This is a genomic window from Castellaniella hirudinis, from assembly GCF_047468865.1.
GTDB classification, from domain to species: domain Bacteria; phylum Pseudomonadota; class Gammaproteobacteria; order Burkholderiales; family Burkholderiaceae_B; genus Castellaniella; species Castellaniella hirudinis_A.
Genome location: NZ_JBLGTV010000003.1, coordinates 262,385 through 279,202 on the forward strand (window position 1 = coordinate 262,385; position 16,818 = coordinate 279,202).

At 64.6% G+C, this 16,818-nt stretch carries 16 protein-coding genes; 8 read left to right on the forward strand and 8 right to left on the reverse strand.

Annotation, left to right across the window (positions count from 1 at the left end):
- The first annotated feature begins 61 nt into the window (after positions 1–61).
- From ACMHYJ_RS06735 to iscA, 5 genes are all read left to right on the forward strand, one after another.
- On the forward strand, positions 62–553 hold the full coding sequence (locus tag ACMHYJ_RS06735; RefSeq protein ID WP_414245500.1) for a low molecular weight protein-tyrosine-phosphatase: 492 nt from the start codon (positions 62–64) through the stop codon (positions 551–553).
- 320 nt (positions 554–873) lie between these two features.
- Positions 874–1,392: a Fe-S cluster assembly transcriptional regulator IscR gene (gene iscR, locus ACMHYJ_RS06740; RefSeq protein WP_414245432.1), complete on the forward strand. Its 519-nt coding sequence runs from the start codon at positions 874–876 to the stop codon at positions 1,390–1,392.
- Between the two features lie 17 nt (positions 1,393–1,409).
- Complete coding sequence (locus tag ACMHYJ_RS06745) at positions 1,410–2,627, forward strand: IscS subfamily cysteine desulfurase (RefSeq protein WP_414245433.1); 1,218 nt, start codon at positions 1,410–1,412, stop codon at positions 2,625–2,627.
- Entirely contained in the window at positions 2,627–3,016 is a 390-nt protein-coding gene (locus tag ACMHYJ_RS06750; protein ID WP_414245434.1) for an iron-sulfur cluster assembly scaffold protein, read from the forward strand. Before ACMHYJ_RS06745 ends, ACMHYJ_RS06750 begins: the two co-directional genes overlap by 1 nt.
- A 26-nt stretch (positions 3,017–3,042) precedes the next feature.
- The gene (gene iscA, locus ACMHYJ_RS06755) at positions 3,043–3,366 is read left to right on the forward strand and encodes an iron-sulfur cluster assembly protein IscA (protein ID WP_414245435.1); all 324 of its coding nucleotides are present in this window, start codon (positions 3,043–3,045) and stop codon (positions 3,364–3,366) included.
- 175 nt (positions 3,367–3,541) lie between these two features.
- Here iscA and lysS read toward each other — a convergent pair whose 3' ends face one another.
- Both lysS and prfB read right to left on the reverse strand, forming a co-directional pair.
- Complete coding sequence (lysS, locus tag ACMHYJ_RS06760; protein ID WP_414245436.1) at positions 3,542–5,056, reverse strand: lysine--tRNA ligase; 1,515 nt, start codon at positions 5,054–5,056, stop codon at positions 3,542–3,544.
- Between the two features lie 6 nt (positions 5,057–5,062).
- A protein-coding gene (prfB, locus tag ACMHYJ_RS06765) for a peptide chain release factor 2 (protein WP_414245437.1) occupies positions 5,063–6,167 on the reverse strand; the annotation gives its coding sequence in 2 pieces (ribosomal slippage) (positions 5,063–6,085 and positions 6,087–6,167; 1,104 coding nt in all).
- A 141-nt stretch (positions 6,168–6,308) separates the two neighbouring features.
- Between prfB and ACMHYJ_RS06770 the strand changes: the two genes are divergently transcribed.
- Entirely contained in the window at positions 6,309–7,436 is a 1,128-nt protein-coding gene (locus ACMHYJ_RS06770; protein WP_414245438.1) for a tellurite resistance/C4-dicarboxylate transporter family protein, read from the forward strand.
- Here ACMHYJ_RS06770 and ACMHYJ_RS06775 read toward each other — a convergent pair.
- The 5 genes from ACMHYJ_RS06775 to ACMHYJ_RS06795 form a co-directional block, all read right to left on the reverse strand.
- A complete protein-coding gene (locus tag ACMHYJ_RS06775; RefSeq protein WP_414245439.1) occupies positions 7,433–9,079 on the reverse strand; it encodes a methyl-accepting chemotaxis protein in 1,647 nt (548 codons plus the stop codon). The genes ACMHYJ_RS06770 and ACMHYJ_RS06775 overlap by 4 nt on opposite strands.
- A 98-nt stretch (positions 9,080–9,177) precedes the next feature.
- Positions 9,178–10,455 carry a TRAP transporter large permease gene (locus ACMHYJ_RS06780; protein WP_414245440.1) on the reverse strand — a complete coding sequence of 426 codons (1,278 nt, stop codon included), beginning with the start codon at positions 10,453–10,455 and terminating at the stop codon, positions 9,178–9,180.
- On the reverse strand, positions 10,452–10,997 hold the full coding sequence (locus tag ACMHYJ_RS06785; protein WP_414245441.1) for a TRAP transporter small permease: 546 nt from the start codon (positions 10,995–10,997) through the stop codon (positions 10,452–10,454). The genes ACMHYJ_RS06780 and ACMHYJ_RS06785 overlap by 4 nt, the downstream gene beginning before the upstream one ends.
- A 64-nt stretch (positions 10,998–11,061) precedes the next feature.
- The gene (locus ACMHYJ_RS06790) at positions 11,062–12,066 is read right to left on the reverse strand and encodes a TRAP transporter substrate-binding protein (RefSeq protein WP_414245442.1); all 1,005 of its coding nucleotides are present in this window, start codon (positions 12,064–12,066) and stop codon (positions 11,062–11,064) included.
- Between the two features lie 132 nt (positions 12,067–12,198).
- Positions 12,199–13,191 carry a TRAP transporter substrate-binding protein gene (locus ACMHYJ_RS06795; protein ID WP_414245443.1) on the reverse strand — a complete coding sequence of 331 codons (993 nt, stop codon included), beginning with the start codon at positions 13,189–13,191 and terminating at the stop codon, positions 12,199–12,201.
- A 153-nt stretch (positions 13,192–13,344) separates the two neighbouring features.
- On the opposite strand from ACMHYJ_RS06795, the gene ACMHYJ_RS06800 reads away from it, so the two are divergent.
- On the forward strand, positions 13,345–15,363 hold the full coding sequence (locus tag ACMHYJ_RS06800) for a sensor histidine kinase (RefSeq protein WP_414245444.1): 2,019 nt from the start codon (positions 13,345–13,347) through the stop codon (positions 15,361–15,363).
- Between the two features lie 46 nt (positions 15,364–15,409).
- A complete protein-coding gene (locus tag ACMHYJ_RS06805; protein ID WP_414245445.1) occupies positions 15,410–16,000 on the forward strand; it encodes a response regulator transcription factor in 591 nt (196 codons plus the stop codon).
- 109 nt (positions 16,001–16,109) lie between these two features.
- Here the strand turns inward: ACMHYJ_RS06805 and ACMHYJ_RS06810 are convergent, their stop codons facing one another.
- The gene (locus ACMHYJ_RS06810; protein ID WP_414245446.1) at positions 16,110–16,601 is read right to left on the reverse strand and encodes a hypothetical protein; all 492 of its coding nucleotides are present in this window, start codon (positions 16,599–16,601) and stop codon (positions 16,110–16,112) included.
- Positions 16,602–16,818 lie beyond the last annotated feature (217 nt).

The following is a 16,818-nucleotide window of genomic DNA, read 5'->3' on the forward strand; positions in this document are numbered from 1 at the left end:
TTTATGAATTTTGGACAAAAAATACTTGCCAATTCTCGGGTTTTCCCGCACACTTCTACCTATCATGCATAAGGTACTTTTTGTCTGCACGGGCAATATCTGCCGCTCCCCATCCGCCCAGGGCGTCTTCCAGCATCTGGTCGACGAAGCCGGTCTGTCCGAAGCCATTCGCGTCGATTCCGCCGCCACCCATCAGTTTCACGTGGGCGAGGCCCCGGATGCCCGCGCCCAAACCGCAGCGCGCAAGCGCGGCTACGACCTCTCCACCCATGTGGCGCGCCAGGTCTGTGCCGACGACTTCAGCGATGCCGATCTCATCCTGGCCATGGACTGGGAAAACCTCTCGGCGCTGCAGCAGCGCTGTCCCAAAGTGTATCAGCACAAGCTGATGCTGCTGATGCGGTTTTCCAACGAATACGAAGAAGCCACGGTGCCCGATCCCTACTACGGCGGCCCCGAAGGCTTCAACAAGGTGCTGGACTACATCGAAGACGCCAGCCAGGGCGTGCTCGAACTCGTCCGCAAACGGGTGCTGCAGTACCAGGCCGCCTAGTTTCTTCCATCGCTCCCATTCCCCTCCAAGCCCTGTAAACCAGGGCTTTTTTTCTGCCGGGCCGCCCCAAGGAAAAAAGGCCCCCTTGGGGGGCAGCAAGCGGGCGCAGCCTGCGCAGCGTGGGGGTATCTTTTTCCGCCGGGCCGCCCCAAGACAGCGCACCGTGCGGCGCAGCCTGAAGACAAAATTGATATCCATCAATAAGCCCCGTCATATCGGCCTAAAGCTGAGTGTTTTAGTCGGGTACTGGGGTATACTTGACTTCGTTGGTCGGGTATAGGTTTGCCCGAGAAGATTCATCCAGATATAAGGGGTTCATCATGCGTTTGACGACGAAAGGGCGCTTTGCCGTAACGGCAATGATCGATCTGGCTTTACGGCATCACAGCGGCCCGGTCACCCTGGCCGCCATCAGCACGCGCCAAAACATTTCCTTGTCTTACCTCGAACAATTGTTCGGCAAGCTGCGTCGCCACGAGCTCGTCGACAGCGTGCGCGGGCCGGGCGGGGGCTATATGCTGGCACGCCACACGCGTGACATTTCCGTGGCCGACATCATTTTCGCGGTCGACGAGCCCCTGGACGCCACCAGCTGCGGCGGCAAGGAAAACTGCGACATCGGCCGCAATGGAAAATCCGGCAAATGCATGACGCACGACCTCTGGGCCACGCTAAGTCGTAAAATGCTGGATTATCTGGATTCGGTCTCGCTGCAGGATCTGGTGGATCAGCAGCGCCTGCGCGAATGGCAGGAATCCGGCCAGCTGCGAAGCGGCCGACCCACGATTCCCATCACCCCGGTGGCCAGCGGCGCGCAACGGGAGACCGTGTCCGCCTGATCGGAGCCCCCATCTTCATGTCACAGCAGCAGCAACATCCCCCTGTCTATCTGGATTATTCCGCCACCACGCCGGTCGATGACCGCGTGGTGCGGGCCATGGTGCCGTGGCTGGGCCAGCGCTTCGGCAACCCGGCCTCGCGCAGCCATGCCTGGGGCTGGGATGCCGAAGAAGCCGTCGAACAGGCGCGTGCCCAGGTGGCCGGCCTGATCCATGCCGATCCGCGTGAAATCATCTGGACCTCCGGCGCCACCGAGTCCGACAACCTGGCCATCAAAGGGGTGGCCGAATTCCACGCGGCCCGGGGAAAGCACATCGTGACGCTGCGCACCGAGCACAAGGCCGTGCTCGACGCCTGCCAGGCGCTGGAACAACGCGGGTTCAGCGTCAGCTATCTGGATGTGGACGCCAACGGCCTGCTCGATCCCGACACCCTGCGGGCCGCGCTGCGCCCCGACACCATCCTGGTGTCGGTCATGCTGGTCAACAACGAAATCGGCGTCATCCAGGATATTGCCGCCCTGGCGGCCGTCGCCCGGCGGCAGGGTATTCTGTTTCACACCGATGCGGCCCAGGCCACGGGCAAGGTCGACATCGACGTCCAGGCGCTGGATGTGGATTTGCTGTCCATGTCGGCCCACAAAACCTATGGCCCCAAGGGCGTGGGGGCCCTGTACGTGCGGCGCAAGCCGCGCGTGCGCCTGGCGGCCCAGATCCATGGCGGCGGCCACGAGCGCGGCATGCGTTCGGGCACCTTGCCCACGCACCAGATCGTCGGCATGGGCGAAGCCTATGCCCTGGCCGGGCAGTTGATGCACGAAGAAATCCCGCGCATCCGGGCCCTGCGCGACCGCCTGTGGGATGGCCTGAAAGACTTGCCCGACATTTATCTCAATGGCGATCCCGACCGGCGCGTGGCCCATACGCTCAATTTCAGCGTGGCCCACATCGAAGGCGAAGCCTTGTTGATGTCCATTCCCGAACTCGCAGTCTCCACGGGTTCGGCCTGCACCTCGGCCAGCCTCGAACCCTCTTATGTGCTGCGCGCCCTGGGGCGCTCCGACCCCCTGGCGCACAGCTCTCTGCGCCTGACCCTGGGGCGCTACACCACCCAGGCCCAGGTCGATCTGGCCATCCGCCTGCTGCGCGCCCAGATCCAGCGTTTGCGGGATATCTCCCCCCTATGGGAAATGCGCCAGAAAGGCACCCTGGCCGACTGGGCGGGGGTGTTGTAGTGGCCGCGCCGGTTGTTTATGGGGACGCGATCCTCGATCATTATCTGCATCCGCGGCACGTGGGTTCCTTTGATCCGCAAGACGCGCAGGTTGGCACGGCGCTGGTGGGCTCGCCGCAGCTGGGGCAGGTGCTGAAACTGCAAATCCGCCTGCGGGACGACCGTATCCAGGCGGCCTGTTTCCGGGCCTTTGGCTGCGGGGCCGTGATTGCGGCGGGGTCGCTGCTGACCGAATGGCTGCAAGGCCGCGCCCTGGATCAGGCCCTGGCCATCGAGAGCCAGGATCTGGTTCAGGCGCTGGGCCTGCCGCCTGCTAAACTACATTGTGCTTTGTTGGCTCAGGATGCCGTCCGGGCCGCTGTGGCGGATTACACCCGAAAGCACGCCTGAACCTTGATTTCACCCCAGAGGTCTTTATGGCGATCACTATTACACAATCAGCGGCCGATCACATCCGGCGTCACCTGGACAAGCGCGGCCATGGTCTGGGCCTGCGCCTGGGGGTCAAGCCCTCCGGGTGCTCGGGCATGTCCTACCAGATCGAATTCGTGGACGACCCCGCGCCCGAAGACCAGCGCTTCGAGGCGTTCGGGGTGGCCGTTTTCGTCGCCCCGGACAGTCTGCCTTATTTGCAGGGCACCCAGCTGGACTACGCCCGCGAGGGCCTGAACGAAGGCTTCCGGTTCCGCAATCCCAACGAAAAAGCCGCTTGCGGCTGCGGCGAATCCTTTACGGTTTAGCCGGATTGCACCCTGGTCGGCGGTTGCGGGGCGGCCGTTGCGTCATGCGCTGGGATGGCCCGGCATATATGCTTGAAAAGGGCTGGCCAGCGTGTGCTGGACAGCCCTTTTTGGCGCATGGCGCTGCGCGGTGGCGCGCCACGCAATCCCTACGCGGGCGCGCGCTTGGGCGCGCTCAGTCTTCGCGCCGCAGATGCGGAAACAGGATCACGTCGCGGATGTTCGGCGCGTCCGTCAGCATCATCACCAGGCGGTCGATGCCGATGCCGCAGCCGCCCGTGGGGGGCATGCCGTATTCCAGGGCGCGCACGTAGTCGGCGTCAAAGTACATGGCTTCCTCGTCGCCCGCGTCCTTGGCCGCTACCTGCGCGTGAAACCGCGCCGCCTGATCCTCGGGGTCGTTCAGCTCGGAAAACCCGTTGGCGATCTCGCGCCCGCAGGCAAACAGCTCGAAGCGCTCGGTGATGCCGGCCTGGGTGTCGGACGCCCGCGCCAGCGGCGACACTTCGACGGGGTAGTCGATGATGAAAGTGGGGTGCCACAGCCGGGCTTCGGCGGTTTCTTCGAACAGGGCCAGTTGCAGGGCCCCCAGGCCGGCGTGGGCCAGGGCGGGGCCGTCCACTTCGGCCCCCAGGCGGCGCAGTTCCTGCCGCAGGGAATCGGCGTCTTGCAGTTGCTGCGGCGCATAGGCGGGGGCGTGCTTCTGGATCGCCTCGACGATGGTCAGGCGGTCGAAGGCGCGGCCCAGATCCAGGGGCTGGCCCTGGTAGGTCAGGGCCGTGGCGCCGCAGACCCGCAGCGCGGTTTCCCGGATCAGGGATTCGGTGTAGTCCATCAGCCAGCGGTAATCCGTGTACGCCGCGTAGAACTCCATCATGGTGAATTCCGGGTTGTGGCGCGGGCTGACCCCTTCGTTGCGGAAGTTGCGGTTGATCTCGAACACGCGTTCCAGGCCGCCCACGATCAGGCGCTTCAGGTAGAGTTCCGGCGCGATGCGCAGGTACATGTCCATGTCCAGCGCGTTGTGGTGCGTGACGAACGGCTTGGCCGCGGCCCCCCCCGGGATGGGGTGCAGCATGGGGGTTTCCACTTCCAGGAAATCGGCGTCCGACATGATCTGCCGGATGGCGTTGACGATGCGGCTGCGCGCCAGAAAGGTCTGGCGCGTGCTGTCCGTCATGATGAGATCGACGTAGCGCTGGCGGTAGCGCAGTTCCTGGTCGGCCACGCCGTGGAATTTGTCGGGCAGGGGCCGCAGGGACTTGGCCAGCAAGCGCAGGGTGCGCACGCGCAGGGACAACTCGCCTTTGTGGGTCTTGAAGATTTCGCCCTCGGCCCCCAGGATGTCGCCGATGTCCCAGGTTTTGAAGGCCGCGTAGGCCTCGTCGCCCAGGACGCTGCGGTCCAGGTACAGCTGCAGCCGCCCGGTGGCATCCTGGATGGTGGCGAAACTGGCCTTGCCCATGACGCGCTTGAGCATCATCCGGCCCGCCACGCGGGCCTGGACGGCCTGGCTGTCCAGGGCGCCGGCATCCTGGGCGTCGTAGTCGGCATGCAGGGTGGCGGCGTGCGCGTCGGGGCGGAAGTCGTTGGGATAGGCCGGGCCGCCGTCGCGCAGGGCGGCCAGTTTGGCGCGGCGTTCGGCGATCAGGCGGTTCTCATCGGGGGCGGGGGTGTCTTGCGGGTTCATGTCTGCTTATACGCCCTGTTTCAGGCTGGCGGTGATGAAGGGATCCAGGTCGCCGTCCAGCACCTTCTGGGTGTTGGAGATCTCGACCCCGGTGCGCAGGTCTTTGATGCGGCTTTGATCCAGCACATAGGATCGGATCTGGTGACCCCAGCCCACGTCGCTCTTGGCGTCTTCCCGTTTTTGCTGTTCGGCCATGCGGTTGCGCATTTCCAGTTCGTACAGGCGGGATTTCAGCATCTGCATGGCTTCGGCCCGGTTGCGGTGCTGGGAGCGGTCGTTTTGGCACTGCACCACGATGCCGGTGGGGTTGTGCGTGATGCGGACGGCCGAATCGGTCTTGTTGATGTGCTGGCCGCCCGCGCCGCTGGCGCGGTAAGTGTCGATGCGCAAGTCGGCGGGGTTGATGTCGATTTCGAAGGAATCGTCGATTTCCGGGTAGACGAACACGCTGGCGAACGAGGTGTGGCGGCCGTTCGATGAATCGAAGGGGCTTTTGCGCACCAGGCGGTGCACGCCGGTTTCGGTGCGCAGCAGGCCGTAGGCGTATTCGCCCTCGAACTTGATGGTGGCGGATTTGATGCCGGCCACTTCGCCTTCGGATTCTTCCAGGACTTCGGCTTTGAAGTCCTTGCGTTCACCGTAATGCAGGTATTGGCGCAGCAGCATGGAGGCCCAGTCCTGGGCCTCGGTGCCGCCGGCGCCGGCCTGGATGTCCACGAAGCAGTTCAGCGGATCGGCCGGGTTGTCGAACATGCGGCGGAATTCCAGGGCTTCCAGGCGCTCGCCCAGGGCGGCGCAGTCGGCTTCGATGGCCTGGAGCGTGGCGTCGTCGTCGTCCTCGGCGGCCAGTTCGTACAGGTCGCGGGCGTCCAGCAGGCCTTGCTTGAGCTCGGTCAGGGTCTGGACGATGGTTTCGAGGGATTTTTTTTCACGGCCGAGTTCCTGGGCATGCGCGGGGTCGTTCCACACATCCGGGCTTTCGAGTTCGGCATTGACGACGATCAGGCGTTCGGACTTGATATCGTAGTCAAAGATACCTCCGAAGAATGTCCTGGCGCTCCAGGTAGTCTTCGATGTGGGCGCTGATCTGGTTCTGGCGTTCGGCTTCCATAGGGTTCTGTCCGGTAGGGGTGGCGCGCGTCGGGCCCGCGCGGCGGGCGGCGGATCGACGACACGTTACAATTTAAGGTAATCGTCCATTTTAACGCGTCAGTCAAGCCTCGTGATTTTGGCTGCCAGCCGGGAGAACCTCATGGAAAACAATGGGCCCAATCCGTCGCCGAAAGTGCCCGCCTCGGTGGCGGCGGCAGGCCTCCGGCCAGCGGCTCCGTGGCGGCCCGACGGCGGCCGGGGCCGCCTGCGGCACCTGCACCCCGCGTATTTCGGCCTGGTCATGGCCACCGGCATTGTGTCCATCGGCGCCCATACGCTGGGCTATCCCGGGATCGCGGGCGTTCTGCTGGGGCTGAATATCGTCCAATACCTGGTGCTTTGGGTGCTGTATGTGGCGCGGGCGGCGCGCTACCCGCGGGATTTTTTTGCGGACATGGTCAGCCACCTGAAAGGGCCGGGGTTTTTCACCCTGGTGGCCGCCACCGGGATTTTGTCCAGCCAGATGCTTCTGCAGGTGGATAATGTGCCGGCGGGCCTGGTGTTGTGGGCGGTGGCGGTGGTGCTGTGGGTGTTGCTGATGTACACCATTTTTACCGCGCTCACCATCAAGACGGAAAAACCGACGCTCGATCAGGGGATCAGCGGGGCCTGGCTGCTGGCGGTGGTGGCCACGCAGTCGCTGGCGGTGTCCAGCGCCCTGCTGGCGGCGCGCATCGGCCAGCCGTTTCGCCTGGAACTCAATTTCCTGGCCCTGTCGATGTGGTTGTGGGGCGGCATGCTGTACATCTGGATGATGTCCCTGATTTTTTACCGCTATGTGTTTTTTCGTTTTCCGCCCAGCGACCTGTCTCCGCCCTACTGGATCAATATGGGGGCGATGGCGATTTCCACCTTGGCGGGGTCGCTGCTGATCCTCAATGCCCCCGACGCGCCTTTCCTGGTGTCGCTGCTGCCTTTCCTGAAAGGCTTCACGGTGTTCTACTGGGCCACCGGCACCTGGTGGATTCCCATGCTGCTGCTGCTGGGGCTGTGGCGCTATGTGTTTCAGCGTTTTCCGTTTGAATACGATCCCTTGTATTGGGGGATGGTGTTCCCCCTGGGTATGTATGCGGTTTGTACCTGGCAGCTGGAACACGCCATGGACTTCGGCTTCCTGTCGGGGGTTTCCTGGCTGTTTTTCCATGCCGCCCTGGTGGCCTGGGCGGCCACGTTCTTTGGCATGGCGCGCAGCGTGCTGCGCCGGGGGCGGCGGCCCGCGCCGGATTAATCCGCCGCTTCGAGGGCGGCGCGGGGGCCGCGCAGCGATCCGGCATCCAGCTGAAATCGCCCCAGCGTCAGGCGCAGCCTGTGCATGCCGGATGCCTGCTCGGCGATGACTTGGGCCGTGTCCTCCGCGTGGCGGGTGCTTTGGGCGCCCATGGCCTCCAGGGCGCGGGCGGCCTGGGCGGTTTCATGGATCGCCTGGGCCTGCTGATCCGTGTCCGCGGTGACGGCATCCATGATCTCCCGGCTGCGCGCGGTCGCCTGGACGACGTTGCGCATGGCCTGCTGCGCGGCAGCAGCCAGCAGGGTGCCTTGGCGGCTGTTGTCGATGGCCTGCGCGATGGTCGCGTGCACCGTGTCGGCCGCGTTGCGGATGCCCTGGGCCAGCAGCCGGATTTCGGCGGCGACAATGGCGAACCCCCGGCCATGCGGCCCCGCGTGGGCCGCTTCGACAGCGGCATTGAGCGCCAGCAGATTGGCCTGGAACGTGATTTTCCCGATTTGTCGGGTGGCGCTCTCGACACGCAGCCCGTCTTCCGTGATTTCCGCGATGGCTTGGGTGAGCCGGGCGACGCTTTCCGAGCCTGCGTGAGCCTGCTGGTCGCTCTGTTCGCTCAGGCGTCGCGCCGCCAGGGCACGGTCGTGGTTCTGCTGGACGGTATTGTCCAGATAATGCATGGCCGCCGAGACTTGGCTGGCCATCTGGCGCTGCGTGTGACTATTGTGCAGCGCGGTGTCCTGGCTGCGGGTCAGGCGGCCGGCGTTGACATCGACGCGGGTGAAGTGGTCGGATACTTCGTACAGCGTTTTATTGATGTCGGCGCGGATGTTTTCCAGCGCCGTCGTCATCCGGCCCATTTCGTCGCGTCCGCCCTGCTTGATGCTTACGGTGAGGTCGCCGGCGGAAAGATGATTGACCAGCGCGAGCCCCTGATCCAGGGGGCGCTTGATGGAGCGGTACAGGCTGAACAGCGCCATCGCGCTGAACAGCCAGAGCGCCAGGATGGCGGCGATCGCCGTATAGCCCGCGGATCGCCCTTTTTCGTTTGCCGCGTTCACGCGCTGCGTCATGCGCTGTGCCTGCCGGGCGTCAAAGGATTGGATCATGGCGCGGATGGCGGCTTCAGTATCCGTGTATTGCTGACTGAGAATCAGTGCCTTGGCCAGCATGGCGTTGGGCAGGGCGATTTTGATGCCGCCCTGGCCATCGTCCAGTGCGCCCTTGGCGGTGTTCATGGCTTCGCGCTGGATTTGGGCCAGCGCCAGAAGCTGGGCGTGCGCGTCCTCGATGAGGGCAAGCTCCGCCGCATCGAAATCGGCCTGGCGAAATCGCGCCAGGAAGTCGGCCTGAATGCCCGCGGCGTCTGGCGCCTGCCCCGTCAGGACAGCGAAATCGTGCTGGTGGCGTTGCTCGAATTCCGGTTGTTCACTGGCGACGAACGCCATGGTATGGCGGGTCAGCGCGTCGAGCGCGGCTTGGTATTGCGTGGCCAGCTGGGTGGCCTGGTGGCGCGCGGTTTCTGTCTGCCGCAGCGTGTCCGTTGTGCGCAGCAGGTGCAGCACGGCCCCCTGCACCAGGGCGGTGCAGAGGGCGAGCAGAGAAAGAAATAGAATGAAACGGCTTTTCAGTGTGAATGCGGGCCGCATGCGAGAATCCCCTTGCAACAGAAGCCTGGGCCGGATGGCCCAGGCACTGCGGGGATGATGAAGCGCGCGTATGACACCCGTGTGTCAGCGGCGAAATCCTAGTGGAACAGGCCCGGCAGCCACAGGCTGACGGCGGGCACGTAGGTGATGAACATCAGGTAGGTCAGCAGCAGCAGCAGCCAGGGGGTGGCGGCGCGGATCACCTGGGCGATGCTCAGGTTGGTGATGCCGGCCGTGACGAACAGATTCAGGCCCATGGGTGGTGTGACCATGCCGATTTCCAGGTTGACCACGATCAGGATGCCCAGGTGGACGGGGTCGATGCCCAGTTCCATGGCGATGGGAAACAGGATGGGCGCCAGGATCAGGATGATGCCGGTGGGCTCCATGAAGGCCCCGGCCACCAGCAGCAGGATGTTGACCACGATCAGGAACTGCCAGGCGCTCATGTCCCAGGCGATGATCTGCTCGGCGATGGCCTGCGGGATGCGTTCGGTGGTCAGCACGTGGGCGAACAGCAGGGCATTGGCGATGATGAACATCAGCATGATGGTCACTTTCGCGGCGTCGACCAGCACCTCGGGAACCTGTTTCATGCCGATGTCGCGGTAGATGAACACGGCGATGAGAAAGGCGTAGACCGCAGCCACGGCGGCGGCTTCGGTGGGGGTGAATATACCGCCGTAGATCCCGCCCAGGATGATGATGATCAGCAGCAGCCCCCAGATGGAATCGCGCGCGGCCACGGTGATTTCGGCCAGGCTGGCGCGTGGCTGGCAGGGCATCTTGCGCACCCGGGCGATGATGTAGATGGCCACCATCAGCACCAGGCCCAGCAGCAGGCCGGGCACCACGCCCGCCATGAACAGCGCCCCCACCGAGGTTTCGGTGACCGCGCCGTAGACCACCAGCACGATGGAGGGCGGGATCAGGATGCCCAGCGTGCCGGCATTGCACACCACCCCGGCGGCGAAGGATTCGGTGTAGCCGGCGCGCACCATGCCGGCGATGACGATGGAGCCCACGGCCACCACGGTGGCGGGGGACGAGCCGGACACGGCGGCGAACAGCACGCAGGCCATGACGGAGGCGATGGCCAGCCCGCCGTGCAGGTGGCCCACTGAGGCATTGGCGAAGCGGATCATGCGTCTGGCCACGCCGCCGGTGGTCATGAAGGCCCCCGCCAGGATGAAGAAGGGGATGGCCATCAGGGTGAAGTGTTCGGAGGTTTCGTACAGCTTGAGCGAGAGCGAGGCCAGGGAATCGTGGCCGAAGACCAGGATGGTCAGCAGCGAGGACAGGCCCAGCGCGATGGCCACGGGCAGGCCCATGAACATGAACAGGAACAGCAGGATGAAAAGGGCGGTCGTGGTCATTTCTGGTCTCCGGGCTGGCCGTTGTCGTCGGTGCGGTATTTCATGGCGTCGGCGACTTCGTCGCCCAGCAAAGAGGCGTTATCGCCGCGCACCAAGTGCCAGAGCACTTCGCCGAAGCGGTAGATCAGCAGGGCGAATCCCACGGGCATGACCAGGCGCGGCACCCACTGCGGGATGGGAAGGTCCTGCGCCAGGATGCCGATCATGTGGATTTTGCTGACGTAGATCCAACTGCCGTACAGCACGATGGCGGCGTAGACGATGCACAGCAGGGTGCCGACGATGGCCAGGCGGTGGGCGGCGCGGGCCGGCAGCAGGCGCACGAGGGCGTCCACCCCGATGTGGGCGCCCACGCGCACGCCATAGGACATGCCCAGGAAAATGAGGGCGCCGAAGCAGTACATCGTCAGTTCCAGCGCCCAGACGAAACTATAGTTGAAGACATAGCGGGCGACGACCTGGGCGAAGGTCACCACGGTCATGGCCGCCAGCAGGAAGGCGATCAGGCCCTCCTCAGTGTGTTCCAGCCAGTTTTTCAACATGGTGGGGAGCTCCTGGTGGGATACAAAAGGGCCGCCGGGCGGCGGCCGTTGGAGAGCGCGTGGCTTATTCCTGGTTGGCGGCCCGGGCCTTGGCAATCAGGTCTTCGCCGATCTGGTCGGAAAATTGCGTCCACACGGGCCGGACGACATCGCGCCATGCCGCGATGTCGCGTTTGGACAGAGTCTGGATTTTCGCCTTGCCGGCTTCCTCGATGCGTTTCTGATCGCGCTCGTTGATGTCGGCCGCCAGTTTGTTGGCGTGTTCGGTGGCGCCCGCCATGGCGGTCTTCAAGGCGGCGCGGACGTCTTCGGGCAGGCCGTCCCACCAGCCGGCGTTGGTGATGACCATGTAGTCCAGGGCGCCGTGGTTGGTCACGGCGATGGTCTTCTGGACTTCATGGAATTTCTGCGAATAGATGTTGGACCAGGGGTTTTCCGCGCCATCGACCACTCCGGTCTGCAGCGCCTGGTAGACCTCGGCGAAGGCTAGTTTTTGCGGGTTGGCGCCCAACTGGCGGAACTGGGCCTCCAGCACGTCGGAGGCCTGGATGCGGAATTTCAGGCCCTTGATGTCTTCCGGCCGGGTGAGCTGATCCTTGTTGGTGGACATCTGCTTCAGGCCGTTGTGCCAGTAGGCCAGGCCCTGGATGCCCTTGGACTGCATGGAATTCAGCAGTTCCTGGCCCGCGGGGCTGGACTGGAAGCGGTCCAGCGCGTCCATGTCGTCGAACATGAAGGGCAGATCGAAGATCTGCAGCTTCTTGGTGTAGCGGTCGAATTTGGCCAGCGAGGGGGCGATGATCTGCACGTCGCCCAGCAGCAGGGCTTCCATTTCCTTGCCGTCGCCAAACAGCTGCGAGTTGGAGAAAACCTGCACGTCCACCTTGCCGGGCAAGGCGGCTTCGGCGAGTTCCTTGAATTTCAGGGCGCCTTGACCCTTGGGCGTGTTCTCGGCCACCACGTGGCTGAATTTGATCGTGATGGGCTGGTCGGCGGCCAGCGCCGAGGCGGAAAACGCCAGGGCGAGGCACACGCCCAGAGTCTTGACGAGAGGGAGGCGAATAGCCATGAGGAAGTCTCCTTGTTTTATGGACTGGATGGAAGGAATAGCCGAATCAACATCTGGCCGCCTGGTGTTCTGTGCGCTTGCCTGGGTGGGACAGGGGTTGAAGGCAAAGCGCGGCATCAAGCGGGTAGAACATCATGGGGCGGCCATGGTGCGCCGAATGTCGGCGATCAGTTGCGCACCGATGTAGGTTTCCAGGCCGGCGCCAACACCGGCCAGGGCGTTTTTCCAGGTTTCGCGCTCGGCGGCCGTCAGCACCTTGATCTGTGTCTTGCCGGATGCGCGGATGGCTTCAAGCGCCCGGTCGTTTTCTTCCTGGGCGATCTGGCTGGCGTAGCGGGTGGCTTCTTGCATGGCGTCTTCCAGCGCCTCGCGGATGTCCGGCGGCAGGCCTTCCCAGAATTTGCGGTTGACGATGACGGCGTAGCCCAGGTAGCCATGGTCGGTTACCGTCAGATGAGACTGCACGTCCTGCATGTCTTGGGTATAGAAATTGGAGTGCGGGTTTTCGGTGCCGTCGACCACGCCGGAAGCCAGCGCGTCGTAGACTTCGCCGAAGCGCAGGGTGGTCGGCTGGGCCCCCAGGGCCCGCATCTGCGCGTCCAGCACCCTGGACGGCTGGATGCGCATTCGCAGCCCGGCCAAATCCGCCGGCGTGCGCAGCGGCCGGTTGGCGGAAAAGGACTTGAAGCCGTTGTCCCAGAAAGCCAGGCCGATGACGCCCTTGAGCCGCAGGCGCTGCAGCATGCCCGCGCCGATCGGCCCTTGGGTGATCCGGTGCAGCGCCGCCGTGTCGGGGAACATGAAAGGCACATCGAAGACCTGGAATTCGCGCGCGCCCAGCGGGCCGAACTTGGACAGGGACGGCGCGATCATTTCGACGGCGCCCAGCTGCAGGGCTTCGAGTTCGTCGCGATCCCGGTAGAGTTCGCTGTTCGGGTAGATGCGCACCTGGACGCGGCCGCCCGTGGTCTGTTCGGCCAGCTGGCGAAAATGTTCCGCCGCCTTGCCCTTGGGCGTGTCCGTGGCCACGACGTGGCTGAAGCGGATCAGGATGGGCGCCTGTTGCGCGTGCGCCAGGGGGGCGAGGGACAGCAGGCAGGCGGATAGAAAAGCGAACCATTTCATCGGATAAATCGGATCCCGAGGCAGAGGCGGTCGAAAGAAAATACAGGGTCATTGTCCATAGTCGGGCCGGGTGTCTCAATTGTGGAAATCCGAAACTGGGCCGTCGGGCAGACGGCGCTGTCGCGCGGTCGGCGCGGTTACACTAGGGGCAAGATGAGTCGCCCCCCACCGCTTCACGCTTCGCTGGTTCGTCGGCGCACCTGGCAATGGCTGGTGCCGATTCTGTGCGCGCTGCTGTTTCTGGCCACCGCGATCTGGCTGCCCCGCCAGGCGCAGCAGATGGAGTCCACAGAGCGTCAGGAACAGCAGATCGCCGACACGCTGTGGGTCGAGCAGACCATTCGCTTCCAGCTGGGCCGGGACGAGGACGACATCCGCTCCCTGGCCAATGAGATCGCGGCGGGCCGCCTGGCGGGCGACAAACTGCGTGCCCGGATGCGTTTTCTGCTGCGCACGCATCCCGAACTGGCGCGCATTGCCTGGGTGGCCGCCGACGGCCCCGGGGTGGCCACCGATGCCCTGCACGGTCTGCCCGAGGCGGACTTGCCCGAGACGCTGCGGCTGAAGCTGATGCGTGTGCGCAGCACCGGCACGCCGGAATACACCCAGCCCGGCCCGCCCGGAGGGGATGCGCAGCGCCCGGTCTGGATGGATTATCTTTTTCCCGTTCAACCGGATGGCCATTATCTCGGCGTCCTGGTCGCCTCCTATTCCCTCGGCGGCATTCTCGAACAGATGGTGCCCTGGTGGTTTGCCCAGAAAAATGAAATCCGCCTGACGGATCGCCACGAGCGCGTGCTGGGGCAGCGCACGGCCGGCGGGGCCGGGCGCGGGGTCTACACCTATGCCCACGATCTGAACCTGCCCTATGCGGACATCACGCTGCGCACGGACAGTGTCCGGGGTGCCCCGGATCTGCTGCCCAATTTGCTGGTGGTGGTCATCATCGCCCTGACCCTGGGCCTGCTGGGCAGCCTGGCCGCCCTGTGGCGCGACATCAACCGCCGGATGGCCGTCGAGCGCGCCTTGCGCGAACAGATCGCTTTTCGCACGGCGATGGAGGATTCCCTGGTGACCGGCCTGCGGGTATACGACCTGAGCGGCCGGATCACTTATGTCAATCCCGCGTTTTGCCGGATGGTCAACATCCCGGCCCAGGAACTGATCGGGTGCGCGCCGCCCATGCCGTACTGGGCGCCGGAGGTGATGCGCGAATATCAGATGCGGTTTGCGCAGCGCATGGCGGGCGAGATCAGCCCGAATGGGTTTGAAACCTTGTTCCTGCGCAATCGCACCGAACGCTTTCCGGTACTGGTGTATGAATCCGCCCTGGTCGACGAGAGCGGCCGGCAGACCGGCTGGATGAGTTCGATCCTGGATATTTCCGACCGCAAGCGCTTCGAGGAACTGAACCGGCGCCAGCAGGAAAAGCTGCAGGCCAGCGCCAGGCTGGTGACCATGGGGGAAATCGCTTCGTCCCTGGCGCACGAGCTGAACCAGCCCTTGGCCGCCATCACCAGCTACACCACCGGCGCCTTGAACCTGCTGGACGATTCGGCGCAGGCCCCGGCGGCGGCCGACCTGACGCGCATCCGGGGGGCGCTGGAAAAGGCCAACGCCCAGGCGCAGCGCGCCGGGCACGTGATCCGCAGCGTCCATTCCTTCGCCAAGCGGCGCGAGCCGCGCCGGGAGGCCGTGCACTTGCCGACGCTGGTCGCGGATGTGGTGCAGTTGGCCGAGCTTCAGGCCAGCCAGCACGACATCGCAATCCAGGCCGACGTCGAGGCGGACACGCCCGCGGTGCTGGCCGATGCGATGATGCTGGAACAGGTGCTGCTGAACCTGACCCGCAATGCCATCGAGGCGATGCGGGACGTGGCGCCGGGCCGCCGGGTCTTGCAGATCCAGGCCAGGCCCGACCCGCAGCAGCCGGGCAGTGTCATGATCAGCGTGGCCGATCATGGCTGCGGTATTGCGGAATCGGCCCGGGAGCGCTTGTTTTCGCCGTTTTTTTCCACCAAATCCGATGGCATGGGCATGGGCCTGAAAATCTGCCGCACGATTGTGGAGTTCCATGGCGGCACCCTGGCCTATGCGGATCGCGCTGGCGGCGGCACGGTTTTCCGGTTTTCTCTGCCGGCAAGCCCCGTCGCCGAAAACATGAAAAAATAAGACAGCCCCGCTGGCGGATCCGCCGCAACCAGAGGAGAACAACAAGGTGCTGCATATTGTCGATGACGAAGAAGTGATCCGGGATGCGCTGATCTGGCTGGCGCAGTCACGCCGGATCGATGCCGTGGGCTATGACGGCGCCCGAGCATTCCTGGATGCGCTGGGGCCGGACTACGCTTTCAGCGCACAGGGCGACTGTCTGCTGCTGGACATGCGGATGCCCGACATGAGCGGCGCGCTGTTGTTCGACACCCTGGCGGCGCGGGGGCTGGTGCAGCGCATGCCCGTTATCTTCCTGACCGGCCATGGCGACGTGCCCATGGCGGTGGACAGCCTGAAGCGCGGGGCGTTCGATTTTTTTGAGAAGCCCTTCAACGACAACAAGCTGATGGATCGTGTGCTGGAAGCGCTGCAGGCTTCGCTGGCGGCGGGCGATCAGGCCCAGGTGCAGGCCCGCCTGGCTTCGCTGTCGTCGCGTGAACGCGAGGTCATGGATCTGATGCTGGAGGGCAAGCTGAACAAGGTGATCGCCGACCTGATGGGGATCAGCATGCGCACTGTCGAAGTGCATCGGTCGCACATCCTGGCCAAGATGCGCGTGCGCACCGCCGTCGAATTGGCGCGGTTGCTGAAATAGGCGCGTTCCGGCGGCCCGCCGGCGGCGCGTGCCCGTCGAAGCCATGGGCATGCGCCGTCGGGCCGGGCCGTGTGGGCCGGGCTCCCGCCGGGCCGGGGGCTTCGTCTTTTTACGGCCGTGGCGCCGCGCACGGCGAACCGGCGCCGATTTCGCGGCAGGCCCGGGCCAATGCGTCCAGGGCCTGGTCGTCCAGCAGGCGGCCGGCCATGGGCAGCAGTTCATCGTCCGCCCGCTGCAGATAGGCCTGGTATTGCCGCACCCAGGCGGGCAGGGCGGTGCATTCGGGCGGCCGGGCCCGCAGCCCCGGGGCGATCTCGCGGCGCCATTGCCGATCCAGTTCGGCGCCTTGCAGGCCCAGCCCCTGCGCCATGCCTTGGATGCAGACGGCATCGGAGCCGGCCATGGACTCGATCAGCAAAGGGCACAGCACGGTGCGCAGCAGGCGGTGCTGGGCCGGGGCCGGGCCGTCGAACCAGGCGAGGGCGGCCCGCAGGCCGGCCTCTGTCCAGGCGCCGTCCAGCAGGTGTTGCAGATATTGGCGCGTGTCGCCATGCCGATCCAGCAGGCTGGCGATGGGGTCGGGGTCGGGTGTGCGGGCCATGGGGCTTCCCGGTTGTGCAGATATTGGCATGGTAACGCCGCGCCGCTGCGGGCCATGCCTAGTTTATACATTTTAGTTATTAAAAAATCATGAATTTATCGTTGTTAGGTATTAAGCAAAGTCGTTAAAGTTTTGACTATCCCATTAGTTTTGACTATTCCACAATCCCCAGGATCGGGCCGGCATGGCATGCCTGCTCCGCCCGGACGGAAAGACC

What these genes read in the sequence shown, in the direction of transcription:
- ACMHYJ_RS06780 (WP_414245440.1), bottom strand. Translation starts at nt 10,455, where the DNA reads ATGACCACGACCGCCCTTTTCATCCTGCTGTTCCTGTTCATGTTCATG.
- lysS (WP_414245436.1), bottom strand. Translation starts at nt 5,056, where the DNA reads ATGAACCCGCAAGACACCCCCGCCCCCGATGAGAACCGCCTGATCGCC.
- ACMHYJ_RS06795 (WP_414245443.1), bottom strand. Translation starts at nt 13,191, where the DNA reads ATGAAATGGTTCGCTTTTCTATCCGCCTGCCTGCTGTCCCTCGCCCCC.
- ACMHYJ_RS06810 (WP_414245446.1), bottom strand. Translation starts at nt 16,601, where the DNA reads ATGGCCCGCACACCCGACCCCGACCCCATCGCCAGCCTGCTGGATCGG.
- ACMHYJ_RS06785 (WP_414245441.1), bottom strand. Translation starts at nt 10,997, where the DNA reads ATGTTGAAAAACTGGCTGGAACACACTGAGGAGGGCCTGATCGCCTTC.
- ACMHYJ_RS06770 (WP_414245438.1), top strand. Translation starts at nt 6,309, where the DNA reads ATGGAAAACAATGGGCCCAATCCGTCGCCGAAAGTGCCCGCCTCGGTG.
- iscA (WP_414245435.1), top strand. Translation starts at nt 3,043, where the DNA reads ATGGCGATCACTATTACACAATCAGCGGCCGATCACATCCGGCGTCAC.
- iscR (WP_414245432.1), top strand. Translation starts at nt 874, where the DNA reads ATGCGTTTGACGACGAAAGGGCGCTTTGCCGTAACGGCAATGATCGAT.
- ACMHYJ_RS06775 (WP_414245439.1), bottom strand. Translation starts at nt 9,079, where the DNA reads ATGCGGCCCGCATTCACACTGAAAAGCCGTTTCATTCTATTTCTTTCT.
- ACMHYJ_RS06800 (WP_414245444.1), top strand. Translation starts at nt 13,345, where the DNA reads ATGAGTCGCCCCCCACCGCTTCACGCTTCGCTGGTTCGTCGGCGCACC.
- ACMHYJ_RS06790 (WP_414245442.1), bottom strand. Translation starts at nt 12,066, where the DNA reads ATGGCTATTCGCCTCCCTCTCGTCAAGACTCTGGGCGTGTGCCTCGCC.
- ACMHYJ_RS06745 (WP_414245433.1), top strand. Translation starts at nt 1,410, where the DNA reads ATGTCACAGCAGCAGCAACATCCCCCTGTCTATCTGGATTATTCCGCC.